32 protein-coding genes and 1 other annotated feature are annotated in these 25740 nt (G+C 43.0%); of the genes, 30 read left to right on the forward strand and 2 right to left on the reverse strand.

Features of this window, described 5'->3' with window-relative positions; genetic code table 11:
• Nucleotides 1-94 precede the first annotated feature (94 nt).
• The 17 genes from K1I43_RS04385 to pheA all read left to right on the forward strand — a co-directional run bounded on the left by K1I43_RS04385 (nucleotide 95) and on the right by pheA (nucleotide 12367).
• Complete coding sequence (locus tag K1I43_RS04385) at nucleotides 95-868, forward strand: SPOR domain-containing protein (protein WP_019416785.1); 774 nt, start codon at nucleotides 95-97, stop codon at nucleotides 866-868.
• Between the two features lie 114 nt (nucleotides 869-982).
• A complete protein-coding gene (locus tag K1I43_RS04390) occupies nucleotides 983-1552 on the forward strand; it encodes a Maf family protein (RefSeq protein ID WP_033383219.1) in 570 nt (189 codons plus the stop codon).
• Nucleotides 1553-1580: 28 nt separating this feature from the next.
• The gene (radC, locus tag K1I43_RS04395; protein WP_009361735.1) at nucleotides 1581-2255 is read left to right on the forward strand and encodes a RadC family protein; all 675 of its coding nucleotides are present in this window, start codon (nucleotides 1581-1583) and stop codon (nucleotides 2253-2255) included.
• 85 nt (nucleotides 2256-2340) lie between these two features.
• Nucleotides 2341-3363, forward strand: coding sequence for a rod shape-determining protein (locus K1I43_RS04400; RefSeq protein ID WP_006320433.1), 1023 nt, complete (start codon nucleotides 2341-2343; stop codon nucleotides 3361-3363).
• Nucleotides 3364-3382: 19 nt separating this feature from the next.
• Nucleotides 3383-4243: a rod shape-determining protein MreC gene (mreC, locus tag K1I43_RS04405; protein WP_019416787.1), complete on the forward strand. Its 861-nt coding sequence runs from the start codon at nucleotides 3383-3385 to the stop codon at nucleotides 4241-4243.
• Entirely contained in the window at nucleotides 4240-4764 is a 525-nt protein-coding gene (mreD, locus tag K1I43_RS04410; protein ID WP_019416788.1) for a rod shape-determining protein MreD, read from the forward strand. The genes mreC and mreD overlap by 4 nt, the downstream gene beginning before the upstream one ends.
• A 79-nt stretch (nucleotides 4765-4843) precedes the next feature.
• Nucleotides 4844-5494 carry a septum site-determining protein MinC gene (gene minC, locus K1I43_RS04415; protein ID WP_218610409.1) on the forward strand — a complete coding sequence of 217 codons (651 nt, stop codon included), beginning with the start codon at nucleotides 4844-4846 and terminating at the stop codon, nucleotides 5492-5494.
• Between the two features lie 2 nt (nucleotides 5495-5496).
• The gene (minD, locus tag K1I43_RS04420; protein ID WP_009361731.1) at nucleotides 5497-6303 is read left to right on the forward strand and encodes a septum site-determining protein MinD; all 807 of its coding nucleotides are present in this window, start codon (nucleotides 5497-5499) and stop codon (nucleotides 6301-6303) included.
• An 88-nt stretch (nucleotides 6304-6391) separates the two neighbouring features.
• Complete coding sequence (locus tag K1I43_RS04425; RefSeq protein ID WP_136260281.1) at nucleotides 6392-7123, forward strand: M23 family metallopeptidase; 732 nt, start codon at nucleotides 6392-6394, stop codon at nucleotides 7121-7123.
• Nucleotides 7116-7979, forward strand: a complete 864-nt coding sequence (locus tag K1I43_RS04430; RefSeq protein ID WP_136260280.1) for a M50 family metallopeptidase — start codon at nucleotides 7116-7118, stop codon at nucleotides 7977-7979. The genes K1I43_RS04425 and K1I43_RS04430 overlap by 8 nt, the downstream gene beginning before the upstream one ends.
• A gap of 44 nt (nucleotides 7980-8023) precedes the next feature.
• Nucleotides 8024-8102, forward strand: a sequence feature (ribosomal protein L21 leader region).
• A 14-nt stretch (nucleotides 8103-8116) separates the two neighbouring features.
• A complete protein-coding gene (gene rplU / locus K1I43_RS04435) occupies nucleotides 8117-8425 on the forward strand; it encodes a 50S ribosomal protein L21 (protein ID WP_009361728.1) in 309 nt (102 codons plus the stop codon).
• 10 nt (nucleotides 8426-8435) lie between these two features.
• Nucleotides 8436-8771, forward strand: a complete 336-nt coding sequence (locus K1I43_RS04440) for a ribosomal-processing cysteine protease Prp (RefSeq protein ID WP_009361727.1) — start codon at nucleotides 8436-8438, stop codon at nucleotides 8769-8771.
• A 13-nt stretch (nucleotides 8772-8784) separates the two neighbouring features.
• Nucleotides 8785-9075, forward strand: coding sequence for a 50S ribosomal protein L27 (rpmA, locus tag K1I43_RS04445; protein WP_003396301.1), 291 nt, complete (start codon nucleotides 8785-8787; stop codon nucleotides 9073-9075).
• Nucleotides 9076-9164: 89 nt separating this feature from the next.
• A complete protein-coding gene (locus K1I43_RS04450) occupies nucleotides 9165-9713 on the forward strand; it encodes a Spo0B C-terminal domain-containing protein (protein WP_009361726.1) in 549 nt (182 codons plus the stop codon).
• Between the two features lie 25 nt (nucleotides 9714-9738).
• A complete protein-coding gene (gene obgE, locus K1I43_RS04455; protein ID WP_009361725.1) occupies nucleotides 9739-11025 on the forward strand; it encodes a GTPase ObgE in 1287 nt (428 codons plus the stop codon).
• Nucleotides 11026-11048: 23 nt separating this feature from the next.
• A complete protein-coding gene (locus K1I43_RS04460) occupies nucleotides 11049-11489 on the forward strand; it encodes an ACT domain-containing protein (protein ID WP_009361724.1) in 441 nt (146 codons plus the stop codon).
• Nucleotides 11490-11503: 14 nt separating this feature from the next.
• Nucleotides 11504-12367: a prephenate dehydratase gene (pheA, locus tag K1I43_RS04465; RefSeq protein WP_136260279.1), complete on the forward strand. Its 864-nt coding sequence runs from the start codon at nucleotides 11504-11506 to the stop codon at nucleotides 12365-12367.
• A 10-nt stretch (nucleotides 12368-12377) separates the two neighbouring features.
• Here pheA and K1I43_RS04470 read toward each other — a convergent pair whose 3' ends face one another.
• Together K1I43_RS04470 and K1I43_RS04475 are read right to left on the reverse strand one after the other, a co-directional pair.
• Nucleotides 12378-12911, reverse strand: a complete 534-nt coding sequence (locus tag K1I43_RS04470) for a transcription repressor NadR (protein WP_019416793.1) — start codon at nucleotides 12909-12911, stop codon at nucleotides 12378-12380.
• Nucleotides 12908-14044, reverse strand: a complete 1137-nt coding sequence (locus K1I43_RS04475) for an IscS subfamily cysteine desulfurase (protein ID WP_136260278.1) — start codon at nucleotides 14042-14044, stop codon at nucleotides 12908-12910. Before K1I43_RS04475 ends, K1I43_RS04470 begins: the two co-directional genes overlap by 4 nt.
• Before the next feature lie 92 nt (nucleotides 14045-14136).
• On the opposite strand from K1I43_RS04475, the gene nadB reads away from it, so the two are divergent.
• From nadB to tgt, 13 genes are all read left to right on the forward strand, one after another.
• The gene (gene nadB, locus K1I43_RS04480) at nucleotides 14137-15669 is read left to right on the forward strand and encodes an L-aspartate oxidase (RefSeq protein ID WP_035065559.1); all 1533 of its coding nucleotides are present in this window, start codon (nucleotides 14137-14139) and stop codon (nucleotides 15667-15669) included.
• Nucleotides 15666-16496 (forward strand): carboxylating nicotinate-nucleotide diphosphorylase, encoded by an 831-nt coding sequence (nadC, locus tag K1I43_RS04485; RefSeq protein WP_136260277.1) that lies wholly within the window; start codon nucleotides 15666-15668, stop codon nucleotides 16494-16496. The genes nadB and nadC overlap by 4 nt, the downstream gene beginning before the upstream one ends.
• A 12-nt stretch (nucleotides 16497-16508) precedes the next feature.
• A complete protein-coding gene (gene nadA, locus K1I43_RS04490; protein WP_136260276.1) occupies nucleotides 16509-17612 on the forward strand; it encodes a quinolinate synthase NadA in 1104 nt (367 codons plus the stop codon).
• Nucleotides 17613-17750: 138 nt separating this feature from the next.
• Nucleotides 17751-18671 carry a LysM peptidoglycan-binding domain-containing protein gene (locus tag K1I43_RS04495; protein ID WP_136260275.1) on the forward strand — a complete coding sequence of 307 codons (921 nt, stop codon included), beginning with the start codon at nucleotides 17751-17753 and terminating at the stop codon, nucleotides 18669-18671.
• A 75-nt stretch (nucleotides 18672-18746) separates the two neighbouring features.
• On the forward strand, nucleotides 18747-19487 hold the full coding sequence (gene nadE, locus K1I43_RS04500; RefSeq protein ID WP_009361716.1) for an NAD(+) synthase: 741 nt from the start codon (nucleotides 18747-18749) through the stop codon (nucleotides 19485-19487).
• Between the two features lie 78 nt (nucleotides 19488-19565).
• Nucleotides 19566-20261: a YhcN/YlaJ family sporulation lipoprotein gene (locus K1I43_RS04505; protein WP_009361715.1), complete on the forward strand. Its 696-nt coding sequence runs from the start codon at nucleotides 19566-19568 to the stop codon at nucleotides 20259-20261.
• 84 nt (nucleotides 20262-20345) lie between these two features.
• Nucleotides 20346-21083: a YebC/PmpR family DNA-binding transcriptional regulator gene (locus K1I43_RS04510; protein ID WP_009361714.1), complete on the forward strand. Its 738-nt coding sequence runs from the start codon at nucleotides 20346-20348 to the stop codon at nucleotides 21081-21083.
• A gap of 64 nt (nucleotides 21084-21147) precedes the next feature.
• On the forward strand, nucleotides 21148-21603 hold the full coding sequence (locus K1I43_RS04515) for an intercompartmental signaling factor BofC (RefSeq protein ID WP_240688421.1): 456 nt from the start codon (nucleotides 21148-21150) through the stop codon (nucleotides 21601-21603).
• Between the two features lie 109 nt (nucleotides 21604-21712).
• The gene (gene ruvA / locus K1I43_RS04520) at nucleotides 21713-22306 is read left to right on the forward strand and encodes a Holliday junction branch migration protein RuvA (protein WP_009361712.1); all 594 of its coding nucleotides are present in this window, start codon (nucleotides 21713-21715) and stop codon (nucleotides 22304-22306) included.
• A gap of 13 nt (nucleotides 22307-22319) precedes the next feature.
• On the forward strand, nucleotides 22320-23318 hold the full coding sequence (ruvB, locus tag K1I43_RS04525; protein WP_021093895.1) for a Holliday junction branch migration DNA helicase RuvB: 999 nt from the start codon (nucleotides 22320-22322) through the stop codon (nucleotides 23316-23318).
• Nucleotides 23315-23521, forward strand: a complete 207-nt coding sequence (locus K1I43_RS04530) for a DUF2905 domain-containing protein (RefSeq protein WP_009361710.1) — start codon at nucleotides 23315-23317, stop codon at nucleotides 23519-23521. Before ruvB ends, K1I43_RS04530 begins: the two co-directional genes overlap by 4 nt.
• A gap of 24 nt (nucleotides 23522-23545) precedes the next feature.
• Nucleotides 23546-24577 carry a tRNA preQ1(34) S-adenosylmethionine ribosyltransferase-isomerase QueA gene (gene queA / locus K1I43_RS04535; RefSeq protein ID WP_136260273.1) on the forward strand — a complete coding sequence of 344 codons (1032 nt, stop codon included), beginning with the start codon at nucleotides 23546-23548 and terminating at the stop codon, nucleotides 24575-24577.
• 20 nt (nucleotides 24578-24597) lie between these two features.
• Nucleotides 24598-25737 carry a tRNA guanosine(34) transglycosylase Tgt gene (tgt, locus tag K1I43_RS04540; protein ID WP_009361708.1) on the forward strand — a complete coding sequence of 380 codons (1140 nt, stop codon included), beginning with the start codon at nucleotides 24598-24600 and terminating at the stop codon, nucleotides 25735-25737.
• Nucleotides 25738-25740: the final 3 nt, after the last annotated feature.

Consider the following 25740-nt stretch of genomic DNA (forward strand, 5'->3'; position numbering starts at 1 on the left):
CGAAAACCTTCCGCGACGAGACGACAAATGTCTCGTTTTTTTTTTCTTCTTTTATGTTACGATGACCGAAGAATGACAGCGGGAGGGAGAAAAAATGGACAAGCCAGCGAAAAAAGCAATTGTGATTAAAGTGAATGGAAAAGAACAACCGTATACGACAGCGACGAACGTATTACCGCAATGGACAAGTGATGAGAGCGATGAAAGGCATGAAAAACAAGATGATTCGATCCAATTTGATAGTAAACGATATAAAAAACGATCACCTTGGCGTTCGTTTTTGCTAGCGATTGCTTTAGCTGTCGTTCTTGGGACAAGCTTTGGTTTATTTGTATTAACGATCATTCCGACAACCGAAACTCCTTCGACCCCCACATTGCAGCAAGAACAAAAGGAAGAAGAGCCAATGATGAAACCGACAGCAACCGTTTTTGTCGTTCAAGGTGGGGTGTTTCAAGATACGGAAGCGGCGAAAGCGTACGTACAAAAAATAAAAGGGCAACATCGTCCAAGCGTCATGGTAGGAAAACAACCGATTTACGTCTTTTTAGGCATGGCATTGACGAAAGAGGAGGCAAAGAAAATCGCGAGCTTATACGAACTGCTTGGAGTTGACACATACGTAAAAACATGGAACATATCGGTAGGAGAAAAAGAAAAGGAGCCGTTTATGACGATCGTTTCAGCAATTAGCTTATTGTTGAATGGACAACCGTTTTCAAATGAACAATGGAAGCAACTCGAGTCGTATTCGTTTCAAGATGAACATATGAAAAAAGCGTATGAAGCGCTTTTCGCTTTTCGCCAAACAAACGATCAATCACAATTATGGATCGCACAACAACATTTATTAAATGTTTTACAATAAGAAGCGCGCAGCTTCTTTTTTTCTTTGTCGAACCATTGTATATTGTGTATAAATTTGGTACGATACAATTGTATCTTCCTTGAAACAAACGCTCATGACAGAAAGGTGATGACGATGCAACTTGTTTTAGCTTCTAGTTCTCCTCGTCGAAAACAACTTCTTCGTATGCTTGGACTTCCGTTTGACATCCTCGTCAGCGATGTCGATGAATCATTTGATGCCGATTTATCCCCAAGTGAAATTGTACAGCAGCTCGCACATAAAAAAGCAAATGCAGTATGGCAACAAAAAAGCGACGCGTGCGTCATCGGTGCTGATACGATCGTTGTATGTGAAAATGAGGTGCTTGGAAAGCCGACAAGCGAACAAGACGCCTTTCGGATGTTAAAACGTTTATCAGGAACGACACATGAAGTATGGACAGGTGTCGCCATTTGTACGGAAAAAGAGTGTGTCACTTTCGCAGAAAAAACAGACGTCACGTTTTGGCCACTTACAGATGAAGATATTTGGGCATATATTGCAACGAAAGAACCGCTCGATAAAGCGGGCGCATACGGCATTCAACAACGTGGGGCGCTTTTTGTGAAAAAGATTGACGGCGACTATTTTTCCGTTGTTGGTTTGCCGATTGCAAGGCTCGCTCGCGAATTAAAAAAATTCGGATTTTATCCATTTCGTTAAAAAAAGGTTAAAATAGAGGGGGGAACGTATGCTTATTCGTCATGTTCCGCCCGATGAGCGCCCGCGTGAACGCTTGCTTTCTGAAGGACCGCAAAGTTTATCCAATCAAGAATTGTTAGCTATTTTGCTTCGCACGGGGACGAAACAATATTCCGTTCTTACGCTTGCGCAACATTTACTTACCCATTTTGAAGGACTTCGTCAGCTAAAAGATGCAACGATTGAAGAAATGACAAGCATTAAAGGGATCGGAAAAACAAAAGCGATCCAAATTATTGCAGCGCTTGAACTTGGCCGACGCGTGCATCAACTTCAATACGATGATCGTTACGTCATTCGTTCTCCGGAAGACGGTGCGCGTTACGTCATGGAAGATATGCGTTTTTTAAGCCAAGAACATTTCGTTGTGCTATATTTAAATACGAAAAATCAAGTGATGCATAAAAAGACAGTATTTATCGGCAGTTTAAATGCATCGATCGTCCATCCGCGCGAAGTGTATAAAGAAGCGATTAAACGTTCTGCTGCTTCGATCATTTGCATTCACAATCATCCATCAGGGGATCCGACGCCGAGCCGCGAAGATATTGAAGTGACGCGCAGGCTCGCAGAATGCGGCCGTCTCGTTGGCATTGAGTTGCTTGACCATTTAATTATTGGTGATAAAACATATGTGAGTTTAAAAGAAAAAGGATATGTGTAAAATCATTCTCTTTTCATTGTAATTGCGTTATAATAAATGTCATGAGTTTTTGAAAGCATTTTGTTTCAGAAAGGAAGATACGAACATGTTTGGAATTGGATCAAGAGATCTCGGAATAGATTTGGGCACTGCCAATACGCTTGTATACGTGAAAGGAAAAGGAATCGTTTTGCGCGAGCCTTCTGTCGTTGCGCTACAAAAAGATACGAAACAAATTGTTGCCGTTGGAAATGAAGCGAAACAAATGATCGGACGTACGCCAGGAAACGTTGTGGCGCTTCGTCCAATGAAAGATGGAGTGATCGCTGATTACGAAACGACAGCCATTATGATGAAGTACTATATTAAACAAGCGACGAAAAATAGCGGATTGTTTGCTGGAAAGCCATACGTGATGGTGTGCGTGCCGTCAGGTATTACGGCAGTCGAGGAGCGTGCTGTCATTGACGCAACGAGACAAGCAGGGGCTCGCGACGCTTACACGATCGAAGAACCGTTTGCGGCGGCAATTGGTGCGAATTTGCCTGTATGGGAGCCAACAGGAAGCATGGTTGTCGATATCGGGGGTGGCACAACGGAAGTCGCTGTCATTTCTTTAGGCGGCATCGTTACGAGCCAGTCGATTCGTGTCGCTGGTGATGAAATGGATGAAGCCATTATTCAATATATTCGCAAAACGTACAATTTAATGATTGGGGAGCGCACAGCGGAAGCGATTAAAGTCGAAATTGGGTCGGCAGGCAATCCGGAAGGGATCGGAAGCATGGAAATTCGCGGTCGCGACTTATTAACAGGCTTACCGAAAACGATTGAAATTCATGCGGAAGAAATCGCTGAAGCGTTGCGCGATACGGTATATGCCATTGTTGATTCCGTAAAAAATACGCTTGAAAAAACGCCGCCAGAACTTGCTGCAGATATTATGGATCGTGGAATTGTGTTAACGGGTGGAGGAGCGTTATTGCGCAATTTAGATAAAGTCATTAGCCAAGAAACGAACATGCCAGTTATTATTGCTGAAAATCCGCTCGATTGCGTCGCGATCGGTACAGGAAAAGCGCTCGACCATATTCATTTATTTAAAAATAAAGCGCGAGACCATCGCTAATGCGTAAGAAGGTGTCGTTATGCCGAAATTTTTCTTAAATAAACGGCTAATTATATTGCTTGTTAGCATCATGGTACTCGTGGCTCTCATTGGTTTTTCGTTAAAAGAACGAAATGAATTAACGTGGATGGAAAAATTCGCGAAAGACACCGTTGTTTTTATGCAATCTATCGTGCACAAGCCCGCACAGCTCGTTGCGGGCTTCTTTGAAAATGTGAACGATTTGCGCCATACATATGAAGAAAACAAGCAGTTAAAAGCGCACTTAGAGCAATACGTTCTTTTGCAATCCGAGGTGGAATCGCTCAAAAAAGAAAACGAACGTTTACGTGAGCTGCTTGATAAAAAAGAAAGTTTACGTGATTTTGTCGCCATTCAAGCGACGGTGATCGGGCGCAATCCAGATCGTTGGGAAGAGACGTTAATTGTAAATAAAGGATCTCAACACGGTGTGAAAAAAGATATGGCAGTCATTACGCCTCAAGGGCTCATTGGTAAAGTGCGCAGCGTCTCACCATTTAGCGCAACGGTGCAACTTTTGAGTGCAAACGATCGACAAAATCGCATCTCTGCATTTATTCAAGGAGATGAAAACGTATTCGGTTTAATCGAAGGATACGACGAAGAACGGGAAGCATTGCTGCTCAAACGCATTCCATATGATGCGAAAATAAATAAAGGGCAGCGTGTATTTACATCAGGACTTGGCGGGATTTTTCCAAAAGGATTATTTATCGGAGAAGTGGGAGAAGTCGTTGCGGATGAGTACGGGCTGACACAAATTGCCTATATCAAGCCAGCAGCGAATTTTTATGACATTGATGATGTGATGATCGTGAAACGAAAAATTGAAATGTCACAAGAGGAGGAAGGACAATGAGACGTTTTTTTCTCCCTTCTCTTGTGACCGTTATGTTTTTATTGGAAAGCATTATTGTGCAATTTTTTCCGTATCCGTTATTTGATGTTTATTTGCTCGTTCCGCGTATTTTGCTTATTTTAATTGTGTTTATTACGATTTTTATTGGACAAGCAGAAGGAATGACGTACGGATTTATCTTTGGGCTGTTGTATGATGTGGCATATACGGAATTATTAGGCGCTTATGCGTTTGCCTTTGCGCTCCTTGCTTATTTAATTGCGAAAGCGATGAACGTTTTTCATAAAAATGCATGGACAGCCTCCTTTTTTGCGATTGTTGCCATTGCGTGTGTGGAATGGTACGCATATGTCATTCAACTCGTTATTAGCCGGACGACGATGCCTGTTCCAACATTTTTGCAGTCGCGCTTTTTACCAACGCTATTTATTCATACGATTGTTATTTTAGTTATTGCTTATCCGTTAAAGCAATTGCTGCTTAAGTGGTGTGAGAAGCGGGACGAATCGTCGCCAGTATGAAGGAATACAAGAAAAATGCGGAGAACTATTCATTGAGGTGAAAGTCGTGGCTGGCAAGGAAAAAAGACCATATGTGTCGATGAAAGGGACGAAAGAAGGGCTGACGTTGCATCTTGATGATACGTGTGCCTATGATGAATTGTTAAAACAAGTGGATGAGTTATTGACGACAACAACACGCGACGAAGAAGGGCCGCTTGTTGCTGTGCACGTTCATGTTGGTAACAGATATTTGACGCGTGAACAAGAAGAACGATTGCGCGATGTGATTCGAGCAAAGAAACATTTAATTGTCCACTCGATTGTAAGCAATGTCATGACGAAGCAAGAAGCGTTGGAATGGAAAAAGAAAAGTGAAATTGTATCGGTCGCGAAAATCATTCGTTCTGGACAAGTGCTACACGTCGATGGAGACTTACTTTTAATCGGTGATGTAAATCCTGGTGGGACGGTCATTGCAACAGGAAATATTTTTATATTAGGAGCATTGCGCGGCATTGCGCATGCTGGGTATGAAGGAAACCGTCAAGCCATTATCGCTGCATCAGTGATGAAACCGACACAGTTGCGCATTAGTGATGTGATGAACCGAGCACCAGACTATCGTAGCGATGAAGGAAATGAAATGGAGTGCGCTTATATTGATGAACATGATCAAATTGTTGTCGATCGACTCCAGCTATTGACGCATTTACGTCCGAATTTAACCCGGTTAGAAAGGAGTTTTTGACAGTGGGAGAAGCGATTGTTATTACTTCTGGAAAAGGCGGCGTTGGCAAAACGACAACGACGGCAAATCTCGGAACAGCGCTAGCGCTATTAGGAAAGCGTGTCTGTCTCGTTGACACCGATATCGGTTTGCGCAACCTTGATGTCATTATGGGGCTTGAAAATCGCATTATTTACGATCTTGTCGATGTCGTCGAAGGACGTTGCACGATTCAAAAAGCGCTTGTGAAAGATAAACGATTTGAAGATCGTTTATATTTATTGCCAGCTGCCCAAACGAGTGACAAATCGGCTGTCACACCAGAGCAAATGAAACAGCTCATTGACGATTTAAGACAAGATTACGATTACATTTTAATTGATTGTCCAGCAGGCATTGAACAAGGATATAAAAATGCTGTTGCTGGAGCTGATGAAGCGATCGTTGTGACGACGCCGGACATTTCAGCTGTGCGCGATGCTGATCGAATTATTGGTTTACTTGAAAAAGAAGAGCATATGAAACGACCGCGTTTAATTATTAATCGTATTCGTAGCCATATGTTAAAAAATCATGATATGTTAGATATTGATGAAATTGTGATGCACTTATCCATTGATTTACTTGGGATTATAGTTGATGACGAACATGTCATTAAAGCGTCAAATAACGGTGAACCGATCGTGCTTGATCCGAACAGTAAAGCGTCTTTAGCATATCGCAACATCGCCCGTCGTCTTCTCGGTGAATCCGTACCGCTGATGTCGCTCGATGATGAAGAACAAAAAGGCTTTTTCTCGAAAATAAAAAAGCTATTTAGCGCGCGTTAGCACTTCCGTTTGGAGGTGCTTTTTTCATTCATATCTTCTCCATTTCCCCATACATATAATACAAATCGGACGAGAGGGGTGTGGGAATGTGAGCGATCGAATTGAACATATTCGAAAGCGAATCGCCAAGCGAAAAAAGGAGCGTGAACGTTACGTTCAAACGATGATGACAAATTGGAGTGAAGAAGAAAAATATGGGAATCCGACAGTTGTGACGTACGATGGGGAGCGAGAACCGCCACTTTTTCGCAAAGATATATTTTTATTGAAAAGTTTTCTGTCAGCTCTTTTGTTTTTTGGCGTTGCGATTTTATTTCAATATGACTCTCCGAAAGTTGAAGGTGCGCGTACGTTTGTGAAACAAGCGATGGCAAAAGATTTTCAATTTGCGACAGTTGCACAATGGTACGAAAAAACATTTGGTAAGCCACTTGCGTTTTTTAACGTAAACAAACAACAAGAGACAACAATAGCCGCATATGCCTTTCCAGCTTCAGCGCGCGTCGTGGAAACGTTTGAACATAATGGACAAGGCATTGTCATTGAAACCGATCAAGCCATTGAAGCAGTCGAAGAAGGAATTGTCGTATTTGCAGGAGTGAAAGAACCGTACGGAAAAACAGTCATTATTCAACATGCGGATGGAAGTGAAACGTGGTACGGAAAGTTATCCGCTATTTCGGTGAAGTTGTATGACTTTATTGAGGCAGGAAAAGAAGTGGGGAGAGCGGAAACGAACGATCATAAAGGTTTGTTTTATTTTGCTGTGAAGCAAGGGGATCATTTTATTGATCCAGTTCAGGTGATTTCCTTTGAATAAATGGTTATCTATTTTTATAAACATTCATATTCATCCGCTTTTTTGGGTTGTTGCGCTTATTGCCGTTATGACTGCACAATTTCAGACACTTCTTTTATTGTTTTGGATAGTGCTTTGGCACGAACTAGGACACGTTGTCGCAGCGCATATGTTTTCATGGCGCGTAAAACGCATTTTACTTTTGCCGTTTGGCGGAGTGGCTGAAATGGATGAACACGGCAATCGGCCGTTTCATGAAGAATTGATCGTGACATTAGCGGGACCGTTTCAGCATATACTTATTTTTTTCATTGCGTATATCGCTCATGGGGCAAACATGTTATCTAATGAATGGTACCAACAACTAATGGAATATAATATATCTATTTTACTTATTAACTTATTGCCTATTTGGCCGCTTGATGGAGGGAAGCTCTTTTTTTTGTATCGTACGGCGCGCACATCGTTTCGCCGGGCGCACGAACAAACGCTTTATGCTTCCGTCTTTTTTTTAGTCATTTGTTTCGCCGCTTTATTGATCCATGCTCCATTGCACATCAATTTATGGATCATCGCCTGCTTTTTAGCGCATGCCATTTGGATGGAATGGAAGCAACGTCCGTATGTATGGATGCGTTTTTTGTTGGAACGATATTACGGAAAACGGGTCGAATATCGAGCGTTAAAGCGACTTGTCGTGGATGCAAATGATTCGTTATTTCACGTTCTTCTCTTATTTCATCGCGGAAAAAAACATGCGATTATCGTAAAGAAAAACCAAATGGAAATGGAACTTGATGAAAACGAATTGTTGTACGCTTATTTTCATGAGAAACGAACGAATGAACCGATCGGCCATTTGCTTTATACGTATTGACAATTGTTTTCTTTTTATGCTATCATCTTCTATGTTGTGTAGCACCCGTGCTACAACCGCTCAGCTAAGGCTATTTAAGCGTTCGCTTGAACCGCCTCACAGCTGGCGAGTCTGAGTCTAATTTAGGAGGTGCAAATATGTACGCGATTATTGAAACTGGTGGAAAACAAATTAAAGTAGAAGAAGGCCAAGCGATTTACATCGAGAAAATTGATGCAGCAGAAGGCGAAACAGTAACATTTGACAAAGTGTTATTTGTAGGTGGCGAAAATGTCAAAGTTGGCAATCCTACAGTCGCTGGCGCAACAGTAACGGCGAAAGTTGAAAAACATGGTCGTCAAAAGAAGATCATCGTTTTCAAATATAAGCCAAAGAAAAACTATCGTCGTAAACAAGGTCATCGCCAACCATACACAAAAGTTGTGATCGAAAAAATTAACGCATAAGGCGTAAGCGATGATTCGTATAACGATTAATCGAACGGTGGAAGGGACGATTCGTTCCTTTACGATTAGCGGACACGCTCAGTTTGCGAAGCGTGGCCAAGATATTGTATGTGCCGGTGTATCAGCCATTTCGTTTGGTGCGGTTAATGCAATCGTTGCGTTGACGAATGTGAAACCGATCATTCAACAAGGAAAAGACGGCTATCTTCATTGTGAACTTCCGACAATTGAAGATGCAAAAGTATTAGCCGATGTGCAGCTTCTTCTTGAAGGGATGATCGTGTCGCTCCAAACGATTGAGCGTGATTACGGGAAATACGTCAAAATAACGACGAAAACGTTGTAGGAGGTGACACGGCATGTTACGTTTAGATCTTCAGTTTTTCGCATCGAAAAAAGGGGTAGGTTCAACAAAGAACGGTCGTGATTCGATCGCAAAACGTCTTGGCGCGAAGCGTGCAGACGGTCAATTCGTTACAGGCGGTTCTATTCTTTATCGTCAACGCGGAACAAAAATTTACCCAGGATTAAACGTGGGACGCGGTGGCGACGACACACTTTATGCGAAAGTTGACGGCATCGTTCGTTTTGAGCGCATGGGTCGCGATCGTAAAAAAGTGAGCGTATATCCTGTTGTGAAAGAAGCATAAGGAAGTGGAAAACTCTAACCGACTTGGTTAGGGTTTTCTTTTTGTTGGCGTATGTTATAATTATAGTCAAACTGTTTATGGGAGAATGAATGATGGAGAAGCGGTGGACGATTGTAGAGGCATTGCGTCATTCCCGACACGATTGGCTCAATAAAATCCAATTAATTAAAGGAAATTTATCTTTACGGCGCATCGATCGCGTCAATGAAATCATTCAACAAATTATCATTGAAGCAGAAAATGAAGCGAAGCTCACGAATTTACAAACAGAACGGTTCGCTGAACTGCTGATGACGTACCATTGGCAAGCACGCCACATTCAACTAGAGTATGAAGTGTTAGGAGAGCCACGTTCATTACATGCATACGATCATATGCTCGCTACGTGGTGTCAACGATTTTTACATATGCTTGAGGAATGTTCTTCTCCACATGTCGAAAACTATGTAACGATTACAATTGATTTAACAGAAAACGATGTGCGGCTCTTTTTTGATTATCGTGGTATGCTTCATGAGCTTGAGATGGTAAAACAATGGATTCAAAAGCATAATCAATATGATGCGTTTACGCTTTGTGAACATGCCATTCATGAACATGAACTAACAATATGTGCAATCATTCATCTTGTTGAGTAGATGAAAAGATCGGAGGAGAAAAACGATGTTTGTTGATCAAGTGAAAATATATGTGAAAGGTGGCGACGGTGGAAACGGAATGGTCGCGTTTCGGCGCGAAAAATACGTACCAAAAGGCGGACCGGCTGGAGGAGATGGCGGAAAAGGGGGAGATGTCGTATTTGTTGTTGATGAAGGGTTGCGTACGTTAATGGATTTTCGCTACCAACGCCATTTTAAAGCACCGCGCGGCGAACATGGCATGTCGAAAAATCAACACGGAAAAAACGCAGAAGATTTAATTGTGAAAGTGCCACCAGGAACGGTTGTCATTGACGATGAAACGAAAGAAGTCATTGCGGATTTAACAGAGCATGGCCAACGATTTGTCGTAGCGAAAGGCGGACGAGGTGGACGCGGAAACACTCGCTTTGCGACCGCATCGAATCCGGCTCCAGAAATTGCTGAAAATGGTGAACCAGGTCAAGAACGATACGTGACGCTGGAATTAAAATTGCTCGCGGACGTTGGACTTGTCGGCTTTCCGAGCGTTGGCAAATCGACGTTATTGTCCGTCGTTTCAGCGGCAAAACCGAAAATTGCAGACTATCATTTTACAACGATCGTTCCGAATTTAGGTGTCGTTGAAACAGAAGACGGCCGCAGTTTTGTGATGGCCGATTTGCCGGGGCTTATCGAAGGAGCGCATCAAGGGGTTGGACTTGGGCATCAATTTTTACGTCATATTGAGCGGACGCGCGTCATCGTTCACGTCATTGATATGGCTGCCATAGAAGGACGAGACCCGTACGAAGATTATTTAGTCATTAACGAAGAATTAAAACAATATAATTTGCGTCTCACAGAGCGACCGCAAATTATTGTTGCGAATAAAATGGATATGCCAAACGCGGAACAACATTTGCGTGAATTTAAAGAAAAGCTAAAAGACGATGTGCCGATTTTCCCGATTTCAGCAGTGACACGCCAAGGGTTGCGCGAACTGTTATTTGCGATTGCTGATCTGCTTGAAACGACGCCAGAATTTCCGCTTTATCCACAAGAAGAAGAAGCGATTCATCGCGTCGTTTACAAATTGGAAAAAGAAGAAGCACCGTTTCATATTACGCGTGATGATGATGGAACGTTTATTTTATCGGGAGAAAAAATTGAAAAGCTGTTTAAAATGACCGATTTTTCAAGAGAAGAGTCGGTGCGTCGCTTTGCACGGCAATTGCGTTCGCTTGGCGTCGATGATGCGTTGCGTGCTCGCGGAGCAAAAGATGGGGATATTGTCAAACTGTTGAATTACGAATTTGAATTTGTCGACTAATGCGAAAGGGGGAAGCTTGTGCGGTGGATAAAAAATTTTATTTAGTGCGAGAAGATGTATTGCCTGAAGCCATGAAAAAAGTGTTGGCGGCAAAAGAATTAATTGAACGAAAAAAAGTTGATTCTGTTGCTGACGCTGTACAGCTTGTCGATGTCAGCCGAAGCGTTTTTTATAAATATCGTGACGCTGTTTTTCCGTTTCATACGATGGTTCGGGAACAGATTATTACGCTTTTTTTCCATTTAGAAGACCGCTCAGGCACCCTTTCGAAGCTATTAAGCGTCGTTGCCGCGGCAAATTGCAACGTTCTTACGATTCACCAAACGATTCCGCTTCAAGGGCGGGCAAACGTCACGTTGTCCGTTAGTACGAGCGAGATGGCGATAACAATCGATGAGTTACTTTCGCAATTAAAACAGTTGCCTTTTGTTGAAAAAGTAGAAATTCTCGGTTCAGGGGCGTAGAGAGGGGAAGGATTGTGAAAATAGGATATTTAGGACCAGAAGGGACGTTTACGCATGCAGCTGTTGAAGCGGTTTTTCCTCATATACGAAACGTTCCATATCATACGATTCCACAATGTATGGACGCTGTGCGTGACGGAGAAGTTGAACTAGCTGTTGTTCCGCTTGAAAATGCGCTGGAAGGTTCTGTGAACTTGACGATCGATTATTTAATTCATGAATGCAATTTGCTAATTGTTGGGGAAATTATTGCGCCGATTGAGCAACATTTGCTCGTACATCCATCTCAATTGGAGCATTGGATGCATGTTGAACGCATTTATTCTCATTCGCATGCGATCGCCCAATGTCATAAGTTTTTACATCGTCATTTAAAGCACGCCACATATGAATACGTCACATCAACAAGTGCAGCAGCAAAATACGTAAGTGAGCATCCAGAAGGAAAGATGGCGGCGATTGGCAATCGTCTCGCCGCGAAACAATACGGTTTAGCGATTGCGAAAGAAAACATTCATGACTATGACTACAACCATACGCGCTTCATTGTTTTGCATCGCGAGCGTTATTTGTTGCCTGTGACAGATAAAGAAGATGGGTTTAAAACGACGTTAATGGTCATGTTGCCAAAAGATCAGGCCGGGGCGCTTCATCAAGTGTTATCAGCGTTCGCATGGCGAAAACTGAACTTGACAAAAATTGAATCCCGCCCAGCGAAGACAGGGTTAGGAAACTATTTTTTCATTATTGATATTGATCAAAAAATGGACGACGTTTTAATCCCTGGGGCGATTGCTGAACTGGAAGCGCTTGGCTGTACAGTGCAAATATTAGGTAGTTATCCATATTATATGGTAAAAAAAACATCCCTCGTGTGAAGGGATGTTTTTATTCAATCAAAAACCGCGCTTGTTTTAATGCGGCACATGCTTCATCAAGTTTTTCTATGGAATCTGCTTCAAGTGTGTGCAAATGAACACCATCGGTCAGTTGAGATAAATAGGCGGATTTCGTTTCGTTAATTTTTCGAATAAATTCATCGACTTCTAACCGATTGCTAACCATAATGGATGCTGTTAAATCCCCATATACCGGATGCTCAATTTTTACGTCTTTGACCGTGACGCCATAGTCGACAATTGTATATAGTTCGTCTTTGGCCTGTTCTGGCGTGTGACAACAAGCGATGACGCGCGTATACATGTTGGTGGAGGAAGGCGATAAATATAAGTACCCTTGGCTTGTCGCAATAATCGGTTCGTTTTTTGCTTTTAATAGCGAAATATCTTGAACGATCACTTGGCGGCTTACGTTCGTTTTATTAGCCAATTCCGTTCCTGTCATCGGGCGTTTCGTTTCTTTTAACCATTGCAAAATAAGTGTTCGTCGTTCTTCCCCTAGCAGTTTTCTCTCTTTTTTCATCGTGACATCCTTTCTTTTTGAAGCTGTTCAAGTACGGAAACAACCTCTTCGACCTCGCTTTTTGTCGTATGCATCCCAAATGATAGACGAATGAATTGTTTTGCTTCGTCTTCTTCTTTCCCGATGGCAATCATCGTTTTTGATGGTGCTTGCTTTCCAACTTGACATGCGCTTCCGGTAGAAATCGCAATACCGTGACGATTGCAATGTAACATCACATATTGTCCTTCAAATCCGTGAACGAGACAGCCAACAATATGTGGTAATTGATCTGTTGGATGTTCAAAAACGGTGATGGACAGTTGTTTTTTCGCAATTTGTTCAACAAAATAACGCCGCAATTCGTTCATGTTTTGTTGAACCGTTTCTCGCTTTTTTTCCGCTTCGATCGCTGCGGTTGTAAAGGAAGCGATGCCAGGGACGTTTACTGTTCCGGGACGAAATCCGCCTTCATGTGTGGTGTTTGGCAACCACATATGCCAACGTACGCGCGGGTTTATATATACAGCCCCGACCCCTTTCGGACCATAAATTTTATGGCTAGCGATCGATATGCTATCGAGGTGAAGTTGTTTCACATCTATCGGTATTTTACCAAAAGTTTGTACACAATCGCTATGAAAGATAATTTGTTTTTCTTTTAATAATTCACCGATTTGTTGCAACGGTTGAATTGTACCAATTTCAGAATTTGCATGTTGAATAGAAACGAGAATAGTTTCGTCCGTTAATGCCCGTTCAAGTGCCCCGATATCCACTTGTCCGAAGCGGTCGACTGGCACGTATGTCACGGTAAATCCTTCTTGTTCAAGTTGCGCGCATACAGCGTGAACGGAAGCGTGCTCGACGCTTGATGTAATGATATGTTTCCCTTTATGGCGATGGGCGTAAGCGAGCGAACGAATAGCGAGAACGTTTGCTTCTGTTCCGCCACTTGTAAAATATATTCCTTTTTCTTCGCCACGAGTGAGTTGAGCGAGTTGTTTGCGACAAATCGTAAGCAATTCGTTTGCAGCTGTTCCGACATCATGGAGGCTGCTTGCATTTCCAAAATATGTTCTCGCACTTTGTACATAAACGGCTAAAGCTTCTTCACTCATTGGTGTTGTTGCTGCGTAATCTAAATAAATCATCTCGTTCACCACTTCCAAAAACAAAAGTCTTGTCATCAGTTTAAATATATGTCAATATAGGTGTCAAGACAGTATGAAATGGAGGAACATCCATGCGTGAAGCGGATGTGATTATCGTCGGTAGCGGCCTTGCAGCGTTAATGGTTGCTTACCATTTATGCGAGCATAAAAATGTGATTATTTTCACGAAGTCAAAAAAAGAAACGAGCAACTCTTGGCTTGCTCAAGGGGGAGTCGCGGCTGCCATTCATCCTGACGATCATTGGTTATCTCATTATACAGATACGATGATTGCTGGATGTGAGCATAATGACGAGGAAGCGGTACGCATTTTAGTTCAAGAAGGACGCGAGGCCATTCAACAGTTTATAAACCTCGGTTTTTCATTTGATGTAGATGAGCATGGCCAATTGCTTTTCGGGCAAGAAGGGGCGCACCGCATGAGGCGCATTTTACATGCGGGAGGCGATGCGACAGGAAAAAACATGGTTTCATTTTTATTTGAAAAGCTTTCTAACCGCGTGACGTTTATTGAAAACGATCCTGTCATTGATTTGCTCGTTTCCGATGGACGTTGTGTGGGCGTACAGACGAAAAATGGAACGTATACAGCGAGCGCGATCGTGATCGCAACAGGTGGAATTGGACAGTTGTATGCGTTTACATCAAACGCAGAAACGGCAACGGGCGATGGCATTGCGATGGCATATCGAGCTGGCGCGGCTGTGGCGGATATGGAATTTGTGCAATTCCATCCAACAATGCTCTATGTGGACGGAAAAGCTGTCGGCCTCATTTCGGAAGCGGTTCGTGGAGAAGGAGCGATGTTAGTGACTGATGACGGTCGGCGCGTTATGGACGGAGTGCATCCACAAAAAGATTTAGCGCCGCGCGACGTCGTATCTCGAGCGATTGAGCGAGAAATGAAAAACGGTCATTTTGTTTTTTTAGATGTTTCGATGATTCCGCATTTTTCATCCCGTTTTCCGACGATTACATCGCTTTGTGAACGCTATCAAATCGATTGGCGCAACGGTCTCCTTCCTGTCGTCCCAGGTGCTCATTTTTTAATGGGCGGCATCGTTGTGAATGTGGATGGTGAAACGACATTGCCGGGACTATATGCGGTTGGAGAGGCAGCATGTACAGGTGTGCACGGAGCGAACCGTTTAGCAAGCAACTCGTTGCTTGAAGCGCTCGTCTTTAGTCGACGCGTTGCTTTCCAATTGTTAAACAAAACCGAGCAGCGTTTGACGTTAAAGAAAAGCGAAAGAAAAGAAAATAACGTGCGCGTTGCGTTGCCGACAAAAGAGGACATTCAGCGTATGATGACGCAATATGTCGGCATCGTGCGCGAGTATGACCAATTGTTTTACGCGAAGCAATGGTTTGAACAATATTCGATTGATGAGCTTGTCAACATGGCACCGGAGCATGATGATGAAAAGCGGACGATTATATACATGTTAATCGTTGGCTGGCTTATGACGACTTCAGCTTTACAAAGAAGAGAAAGCCGAGGGGCTCATTATCGAAGTGATGAGCCGTTTGAAAGAACGTATTGGGAAAAGCGGCGCATCGTCCGCACGAAAGAAGAACATCTCATGAAGGAGGGATCCCGTTGAATGAGCTAAAGTTAAAAGAGCTACTTAAGCAGTTTTTTTTAGAAGATATCGGAGAACGGGATATAACGAGCGAAACGATCTTTTCTCCTGCGGATGAAGGAAGAGCGATATTTGTTGCAAAAGAAGATGGAATGATCGCAGGTGTATCGGTGATTGACATCGGATATAAGCTATTACACCCATCGATCACATGTCAATTATATAAAAGAGATGGGGAAAGCGTAAAAAAAGGAGAAGTCATCGCAGTCGTTTCAGGTCCGATCATCCCGATTTTATCAGGTGAGCGCGTCATTTTAAATATACTTCAGCGCATGAGCGGCATTGCTACGTTGACAAATCGAGCTGTTCGAGCATTAAACAGCAATCATACACGCATTTGTGATACGCGAAAAACGACGCCGGGGCTTCGGATGTTAGAGAAATATGCTGTAACGTGTGGCGGCGGATACAACCATCGTTTCGGCTTATATGATGGAGTGATGATTAAAGATAACCATATTGCGTTTTGTGGTTCGATTACAAAAGCAGTGAAACGCGTCCGTTCGCAACTAGGTCATATGGTGAAAATTGAAGTGGAAACAGAAACGAAACAGCAAGTGATCGAGGCGGTTGAGGCGGGAGCGGATGTCATTATGTTTGATAACCGTACGCCTGAAGAAATTCGTGAATTTGTTCAGCTTGTCCCATCCTCGATCATTACGGAAGCTTCAGGCGGAATTACTCTTGAAAACATCGCGCAATATCGGGATACAGGTGTCGACTATATTTCGTTAGGCATGTTGACGCATTCAGCAAAAGCGTTAGATATTAGTTTAAACGTGCAGTAGGAGGAATGAGCGATGAACGTATTACAACTCATGCAGCAACACGATGCGATGCCGGAGACGTATAAACAGTTGTCAGTCGAAGAAATGGAAACACGCGTAGCTCGTGTCAAACGAGAGCTTGGCACACGTTTATTTATTCCAGGACATCACTATCAAAAAGATGAAGTCATCCAATTTGCAGATGCGACAGGTGATTCATTGCAACTCGCACAAGTAGCAGCGAAAAATAAAGAAGCTGAATATATTGTATTTTGCGGCGTGCATTTTATGGCGGAAACAGCTGATATTTTAACAAGCGATGAACAAGTCGTCATTTTGCCAGATATGCGTGCTGGATGTTCGATGGCAGATATGGCAGAAATTGAACAAGTAGAGCGAGCATGGCCAATATTACAACAAATGTTTGGAGATACGATTTTACCGTTAACGTATGTTAACTCGACTGCTGCGATTAAAGCGTTTGTCGGTTTGCATGGCGGAGCGACAGTGACATCATCAAACGCAAAAAAAATGGTCGCTTGGGCGTTGACACAAAAAGAACGTATTTTCTTTTTGCCTGATCAACATTTAGGAAGAAATACAGCTTATGATCTTGGCGTTCCACTTGAACAAATGGCTGTATGGGATCCAGCGACAAATACACTTCTATACGACGGTGACGTTCAACAAATTAAAGTGATTTTATGGAAAGGACATTGTTCTGTTCATGAAAATTTTACAGTAAAACATATTGAACATATCCGAAAAACAAAGCCGGATATGAAAATTATTGTTCATCCAGAATGTAGCTGGGAAGTTGTTCAACAAGCAGATGATGCAGGTTCAACAAAATATATCATTGAAACGATCGCTCGAGCACCGTCAGGAAGTAAATGGGCCATCGGAACAGAAATGAATTTAGTTAATCGGATGATTCAGCAACATCCAGATAAAGAAATTGTGTCGTTAAACCCGTATATGTGTCCATGTTTAACGATGAATCGCATTGATTTACCACATTTGCTTTGGGCGCTTGAATCGTTGCTTGAAGGGAAAGTTGTCAATCACATTACTGTTCCGAAAGATGTAGCGGAAGGAGCGATGCTCGCGCTTGAGCGCATGTTAGCGCGGGCATAAACGGATCGGCATTTTTTTGCCGGTCTTTTTTATTTTTATCATAAAAAAAGCTTTCCGCTCATAAGTTATGTTGAAGCCTAGTAGCGACAAGCTGAACATGACATACACGTCACGTCTGAGTATAGGAGGGGGAAACACGTGAAAATTCATATCGTTCAAAAAGGAGATACCCTTTGGAAAATTGCGCAAAAATATGGGGTTGATTTTGAAGAGCTAAAAAAAATGAATGCCCATTTAAGTGATCCAAACTACATTATGCCAGGTATGAAAATTAAAGTACCGACGCCAGTAGCTCCAGTAAAACCTGTCAAAAAAGAAACGCAAAATATTTCTGTTGATGTGGACATTCACGTAAACAAAAAGGAGCAACCGTTGCAACAGCCGGTGAATGTTGAACCAATTGCAAAAGAAATTCCAATCGCAAAAGAACAACCGAAACAAGATATGCCGCTTTTACCGCCAAAACCACCAAATATTATGCCAAATATGATGGAACCTGAAGAAGAGATGCCGATGCCGCCGTTTCCAGACATCCCACCGATTCCAACGACACAGGCACCAATTATGGAAGAACAACCGCAACAACCGATGCAGCCACAGCCTGTTCCAATGCCTATGCCGATGCCAATGCCGTGCATACCTGTTTCACCGATTATGCCGGGATACGGTTTTTACCCATGGTTTCCACCGATGTATCCTGTTATGCCATGGACGTATCCACAAGGGGCTATGAATAACGATGATTGCGGATGCGGTGAGCAGTTACAACCGACACCATACATGCCACAAATGCCAACAGGTGAATATGCTCAACAGTCGCAACCGATGATGCCGCAAATGCCAACAGGTGCAGGGGAGTATTCACAACAACCGCAACAAGCACCGTATCCACAACAAATGTATGGTGAAAACGTGCCGATGATGCCACAGCCAATATATATGCCACAGCCAGCTATGCCGTACAGTCCGTACGGATGGCAACAAGGATGGCAGGGGCAACCGTATGGGATGAATCCGTATTTTTCGGTTCCTTATCGTGAGGAAGAAGAGGGGCAATAATGTCGCCTCTTTTTCTTTTTGCTTTTTGTGTGATAAAATGAACATGATGATGTAAAAAGAAAGGGATGTACATATATGGAACAAAAAATTGAAAAATTAATTGCATGGCTTCGTGAACGAGTACAAGAAGCTGGAATGAATGGAGCGATCGTCGGTATTAGTGGCGGCATTGATTCTGCGGTCGTTGCCCATTTAATTAAGCGGGCATTTCCTAACAACTCGTTAGGACTAATTATGCCATGTAAAAGCAATCCGAAAGATAAAGAAGATGCATTAAAAGTTGTCCAAAGCTGTGGGATTGATTACCATGTCATTGACTTAACAGAAACGCATCGCGTACTATTTGGCGAAATTGAAAAGCAATTAAAAGAAAAAGGGCAATGGAACGAGCAAGCTGCTCGCCTTGGCGATGCAAATACACGTGCTCGTTTGCGCATGACGACGTTGTATGCTGTGGCGAATAATTACGGTTATCTCGTTGTCGGAACAGATAATGCGGCAGAATGGCATACAGGTTACTTTACTAAATACGGTGATGGTGGCGTCGATTTAGTGCCGCTCGTTCATTTTACGAAAGGCGAAGTGCGCGAAATGGCACGCATTCTCGGTGTACCTGAAGAAATTATTACAAAAGCGCCAAGCGCTGGTCTTTGGGAAGGACAAACAGACGAAAATGAAATGGGTACAACGTATGATATGATTGACAAATATTTAAAAGGCGAGCCGATTCCAGAACGCGACCGCGAAATTATTGAGCGGCTTCATGAACGTTCACACCATAAACGGCAGTTAGCGATCGCTCCGCCAAAATTTTAACAGCAATAAAACCCCTTTTTTGCATCAAGCTAATGATGTAGGCGCATCGTCTACAAAAGCAAAAAGGGGGTTTTTCCTTTGCGGAAACGAATGATCGCTCTCGGTGCAGTCATTGCGCTCAGTGGATTGGCAGCTTGTAATAACCAAGCGTTTGATACACGTTATACCGATCGTACACGTCCGATCGGATATTACTCAAATGAAAATGATATGACCGGTTTTCAATACGGTCGTTACGGAACAGAGCGTTTAAACGGAAACGTTCGTCCAGTGCGGGATAACGACGGACCGATTACAGAAATGCTTGATCGCGGCATGGATCGAACAACGCGAACACCGCAAGTCGATCGCAATTTTAGTCGTGCTGATCGCAACTATCATGGACATTTAAATGCGATGGATGAACGAACACGCCCATCGTATTACCGCAACTATAACGGGGCGTTAGCTGAAAAAATTGCGAAACGTGCAGCGAACGTTGCGAACGTAAAAGATGCACGTGCCGTTGTCTCAGGAGATCGTGTCGTTGTTGCTATATCGACGACAGAGAAAAATACAACGCGCATAGAGCGTCTCGTTCGGCAAGCCATCGCTCCGTATACAGCGGGAAAAACAGTTCGTGTAGTGGCCAATGAAAGCATGTATAACCGCATCCGCACGCTCGATAACGATATTCGTGATGGTGGTCCGATGGATCAACTAGAGCGTGATATTCGCGACATATTTAACGATATGGGCGATATGATTGAACGTCCGTTTATGAATCGCGGCTAAAGAACAGGGGCTCACCCCTGTTCTTTTTCATTTATTTTTGTTATAGTTTTTATGGACATTTTTCACATATGAGAGGGGATCCAAATGGCAGGACATTCCAAGTGGAAAAATATTCAGCGGCGCAAAAATGCACAAGATGCGAAACGTGGAAAATTGTTTATGAAGCTTGCGAAAGAAATTTACGTGGCGGCAAAAATGGGTGGAGGAGATCCAACGACAAACGCTACGTTGCGACTTGCGATTGAAAAAGCAAAATCAGCGAACATGCCGAATGAAAATATTGAACGTGCAATTAAAAAGGCAACAGGTAACCAAGAACATACACATTACGAAGAAATTCGTTACGAAGGATATGGACCAGGTGGCGTAGCGGTCATGGTCATTTGTTTAACAGATAATAAAAACCGTACTGCCTCAAATGTTCGTGTCGCGTTTTCGAAAAACGGTGGAAACTTAGGAGAAACGGGATGCGTGTCGTATTTATTTGATCGGAAAGGGCTCATTGTCATCGCCCGTGAAGATTTAAACATCGATGAAGATGACATGTTGTTACAAGCAATCGAAGCAGGGGCGGATGAAATGGAGACGACGGAAGATTCGTTTGAAATTTACACGTCTCCTGAACAGTTTGAACAAGTAAAAAATACGTTAGCTGCGCAAGGATTTACGTTTGCGACAGCTGAAATAACGATGATTCCGCAAACGTACACGACATTAACTGGCGACGATTTAACGAAAATGTTAAAGCTTATTGATATGCTTGAAGATGATGACGATGTACAAGAAATTTACCATAATTTAGATGAATCTATGTTAGAATAACGGTCTTGCGATGGCAAGACCGTTTATTTTTAGGAAAAATGGTCAATATATGAATGAGGTGAGAATGATGAATATAATCCTTACACTATGGATGAGTTTATTTTTAACACAACACGCATCTCCTGTACAGATGACAGTCATTTTAGAAACGGTATATATGGATGGGGAAGTTAGTGAGGAAATAAGGGAAGAAACCGTAACGTCGATGAAAGACATTTGGAACAAATATAAAGATTGGCAGCTCATCAATATGGATGACGAACAAATTGTTTTCCAACGTTACGTTGATGACCTTTCGCCATTAACGAAAGCAGGGTATTTCGGTCTTACTGAAGATGGCACACTCTCTATTTTTGAAGGAAAACCGGGCGAATCATCTCGCGTCATTCAATCCTTTTTTCAAATTGATGTAAAAAAACTTGAAAGCCATGAACGAGAAAAACTGAAAAAAGGCATTTCCGTTCGTTCGAAAAAAAATTATGAACGCGTCATCGAAGCGTATGAACCGTTTGGAAAATAAGTCCGCGCATAATAGCGGGCTTTTTTCATATCGTTTCCCTATGCCTTGCGCTTTCCGCTTTTCTCATCTTATGCTAAAATGAGAGGCGTGAGAAAAGGAGGACGGGGTTTTGATTGAATTTATTCGTGGCTATGTTGATTACGTTTGTCCGGAATATATCGTCGTTGAACATAACGGAGTAGGGTATCAAATTTTTACCCCAAATCCGTTTTCATTTCAAATGAATAAACAAAAGCAAATCGTTGTATATACATATCAATACGTACGAGAAGATGTCCTCGCCCTTTATGGATTTCATACGCGCCAAGAGCGAGCGTTATTTGCTAAATTATTACAAGTGTCAGGCATCGGACCAAAAGGAGCGCTAGCTATTTTAGCTGCTGGTCAATTGGAACAGCTTGTTGAAGCGATCGAAGCGGAGGATGATAAGTTTTTATGTAAGTTTCCAGGAGTAGGAAAGAAAACAGCACGACAAATGATTTTAGATTTAAAAGGAAAATTGCAAGCTGTTGTCCCAGACGCTTTTCCGAATTTATTTACTGAGCCGATGGAAGAAACGAACGCGCTTTCTGAAGCACTTGAAGCGTTAAAGGCGCTCGGCTATGCTGAAAAAGAAATTCAAAAAGTCGTGCCTATATTAAAACAAGAGCGATTATCGACAGAAGGATATATTAAGCTCGCTTTACAAAAACTATTGAAATGAGGGAGGATGTATGATGGAGGAGCGTCTCATTTCAAGCGCGGCCGATTACGACGATGCCTCGCTTGAATACAGTCTTCGCCCAAAGCAGTTGCGAGAATATATCGGGCAACAAAAAGTAAAGGAAAACTTAACTGTATTTATTGAAGCGGCGAAAATGCGTGGGGAGACGCTTGATCACGTATTGTTGTATGGGCCACCGGGGCTTGGAAAAACGACGCTTGCTGCTATTATCGCCAACGAGATGGGGGTTCAATTGCGCACGACAGCTGGACCAGCAATTGAACGTCCGGGGGATTTGGCAGCAATTTTAACAACGCTAGAACCGGGTGATGTCCTATTCATTGATGAAATACATCGCTTGCCACGAGCAGTGGAAGAAGTGTTGTATCCGGCAATGGAAGACTTTTGTTTAGATATTGTCATCGGCAAAGGACCGGCTGCACGTTCTGTCCGCCTCGATTTGCCGCCATTTACGCTCGTAGGAGCAACAACAAGATCCGGAGCACTCTCTGCCCCGCTTCGCGACCGTTTCGGTGTATTAAGCCGTTTAGAATATTATACCCCTGAAGAGCTCGCTCATATTGTGAAGCGAACCGCCCACATTTTTGCTGTCGAAATCGAAGAAGAAGCAGCGTTTGAAATTGCGCGTCGTTCGCGTGGTACACCGCGCATCGCCAACCGATTGTTGCGCCGCGTGCGCGACTTTGCTCAAGTGCGCGGGAATGGGACGATTACGTTTATTTTAGCGAATGAAGCGCTAGAACAATTACAAGTCGATCGTTTAGGGTTAGATCATCTAGATCATAAACTATTAAAAAGCATGATGGAAAAATTCCGTGGTGGACCAGTTGGATTAGAGACGATTGCTGCAACGATCGGTGAAGAAGCGCAAACGATTGAAGATGTATATGAACCGTATTTGTTGCAAATCGGCTTTTTACAGCGAACACCGCGCGGACGAATCGTTACCCCGCTTGCGTACAACCATTTCGGTTTGGAGGTGCCGCGATGATGAATGTGCCAAAAACAATTATGCTTCTTGGTGTCGTTCTTATCGTTGTCGGTTTTTTGATGCAATTTATTAAACTTGGTCGTTTACCGGGAGATATTGTTATTAAAAAAGAAAATGCCACTTTTTATTTTCCGATTATGACGTCAATCATTTTAAGTGTCGTTTTATCGCTTATTTTTTATATAATTGGTCGTTTTCGTTAATGAAATAAAGAAAGGGATGTGGACATGAAAGTAGATTTATTTGATTTTCATTTACCAGAAGAGCTCATTGCACAAACCCCATTGCCTAATCGAGAAGCATCACGCTTAATGGTACTTCATAAGCAAACAGGGGAAGTGACTCATGAACCAACGTTTCGTTCCATTTTATCGTACTTGAAAAAAGGGGACTGCCTCGTTTTAAACGATACGCGCGTACTGCCAGCCCGATTGTACGGGGAGAAAGAAGGGACGGGGGCGCACATTGAAGTACTTTTATTAAAACAGCTTGATGGCGATCGATGGGAAACGCTTGTTAAGCCTGCTAAACGTGTGAAAATAGGAACGACGATTTCATTCGGTGATGGGCGTTTACGCGCGGAATGTGTAGCTGAGCTAGAGCACGGTGGGCGCATTCTTTCGTTTTCATATGATGGTATTTTTCTTGAAGTGCTTGAGTCGCTTGGGGAGATGCCGCTTCCTCCATACATTAAAGCACAGCTCGATGACCGAGAACGATATCAAACCGTCTATGCCCGCGAAGCTGGCTCAGCTGCTGCACCGACAGCTGGGTTACATTTTACACAACAACTTCTTGAGGATGTGCAAAAAAAAGGAGTGCATCTTGCCTTTATTACGTTGCATGTCGGTTTAGGTACGTTTCGCCCTGTGAACGTAGAACATATTGAAGAACATGATATGCATGCCGAGTTTTACCAAATGACAGAAGAAACAGCGAACTTGCTAAACGATGTCAAAGCAAAAGGAGGGCGCATTATTGCTGTCGGGACGACATCGACACGCACGCTTGAGACGATCGCATCTCGCCACGATGGCACATTTGTCGCTGAAAGCGGTTGGACAGATATTTTTATTTATCCTGGCTATACGTTTCGCGCCATTGATGGAATGATTACAAATTTCCATTTGCCAAAGTCCACGCTCATTATGCTCGTGAGCGCGCTAGCTGGTCGGGAGAATGTATTGCGCGCTTATGAAGAAGCAGTCAAAGAGCGTTACCGATTTTTTAGCTTCGGCGATGCCATGCTTATTATATAAGTGGAGAAAGGGGACTATACGTGACACCAATTCGTTACGAACTCATTAAAACATGTAAACAAACGGGGGCGCGCCTCGGTATTCTTCATACGCCGCACGGGTCTTTTGAAACACCAATGTTTATGCCTGTCGGTACACTTGCGACAGTAAAGACGCTTTCGCCTGAAGAATTAAAAGAAATGGGAGCGGGCGTCATTTTAAGCAACACATATCATTTATGGCTCCGTCCAGGACATGACATCGTCAAAGAAGCGGGTGGTCTTCATTCATTTATGAATTGGGATCGCGGCATTTTAACGGATTCTGGCGGATTCCAAGTGTTTAGTTTAAGCGAATTTCGTCGCATTGAAGAAGAAGGCGTATATTTCCGAAACCATTTAAATGGAGATAAATTATTTTTATCGCCAGAAAAAGCGATGGAAATTCAAAATGCGCTCGGGTCTGATATTATGATGGCGTTTGATGAATGTCCACCATATCCTGCGACGTATGAGTATATGAAGCAATCTGTCGAGCGGACAAGCCGATGGGCAGAGCGATGCTTAAAAGCGCATCAGCGACCAAATGAGCAAGGCTTATTTGGCATCGTGCAAGGCGGAGAGTTTGAAGATTTGCGCAAACAAAGTGCGCAAGATTTAGTGTCGCTCGATTTTCCAGGATATGCAGTCGGCGGCTTGTCTGTTGGCGAGCCGAAAGAAGTGATGAATCGCGTATTAGAATTTACAACGCCGTTATTGCCAGCGAATAAACCGCGTTATTTAATGGGTGTCGGTTCACCAGACTCGCTCATTGACGGAGCGATTCGTGGCATTGACATGTTTGACTGTGTATTGCCGACGCGCATCGGTCGCAACGGAACGGTGATGACAAGCCAAGGTCGCGTTGTCATTAAAAATGCAAAATATGCGCGCGATTTTTCACCGCTTGATCCGAACTGTGACTGTTATACGTGCCGAAATTACACGCGCGCGTACATTCGCCATTTAATTAAATGCGATGAAACGTTTGGTATTCGCCTAACATCTTACCATAACGTCTACTTTTTGATAAAATTAATGGAGCAAGTTCGACAAGCCATTCGCGAAGATCGTCTTGGTGATTTCCGCGAGCAGTTTTTTGAACAATACGGCTTTTATGCGCCGGATGCAAAAAACTTTTAGAAA

Origin of the sequence: Anoxybacillus sp. ST70 (assembly GCF_019553625.1) — a bacterium.
GTDB lineage: Bacteria > Bacillota > Bacilli > Bacillales > Anoxybacillaceae > Anoxybacillus > Anoxybacillus gonensis.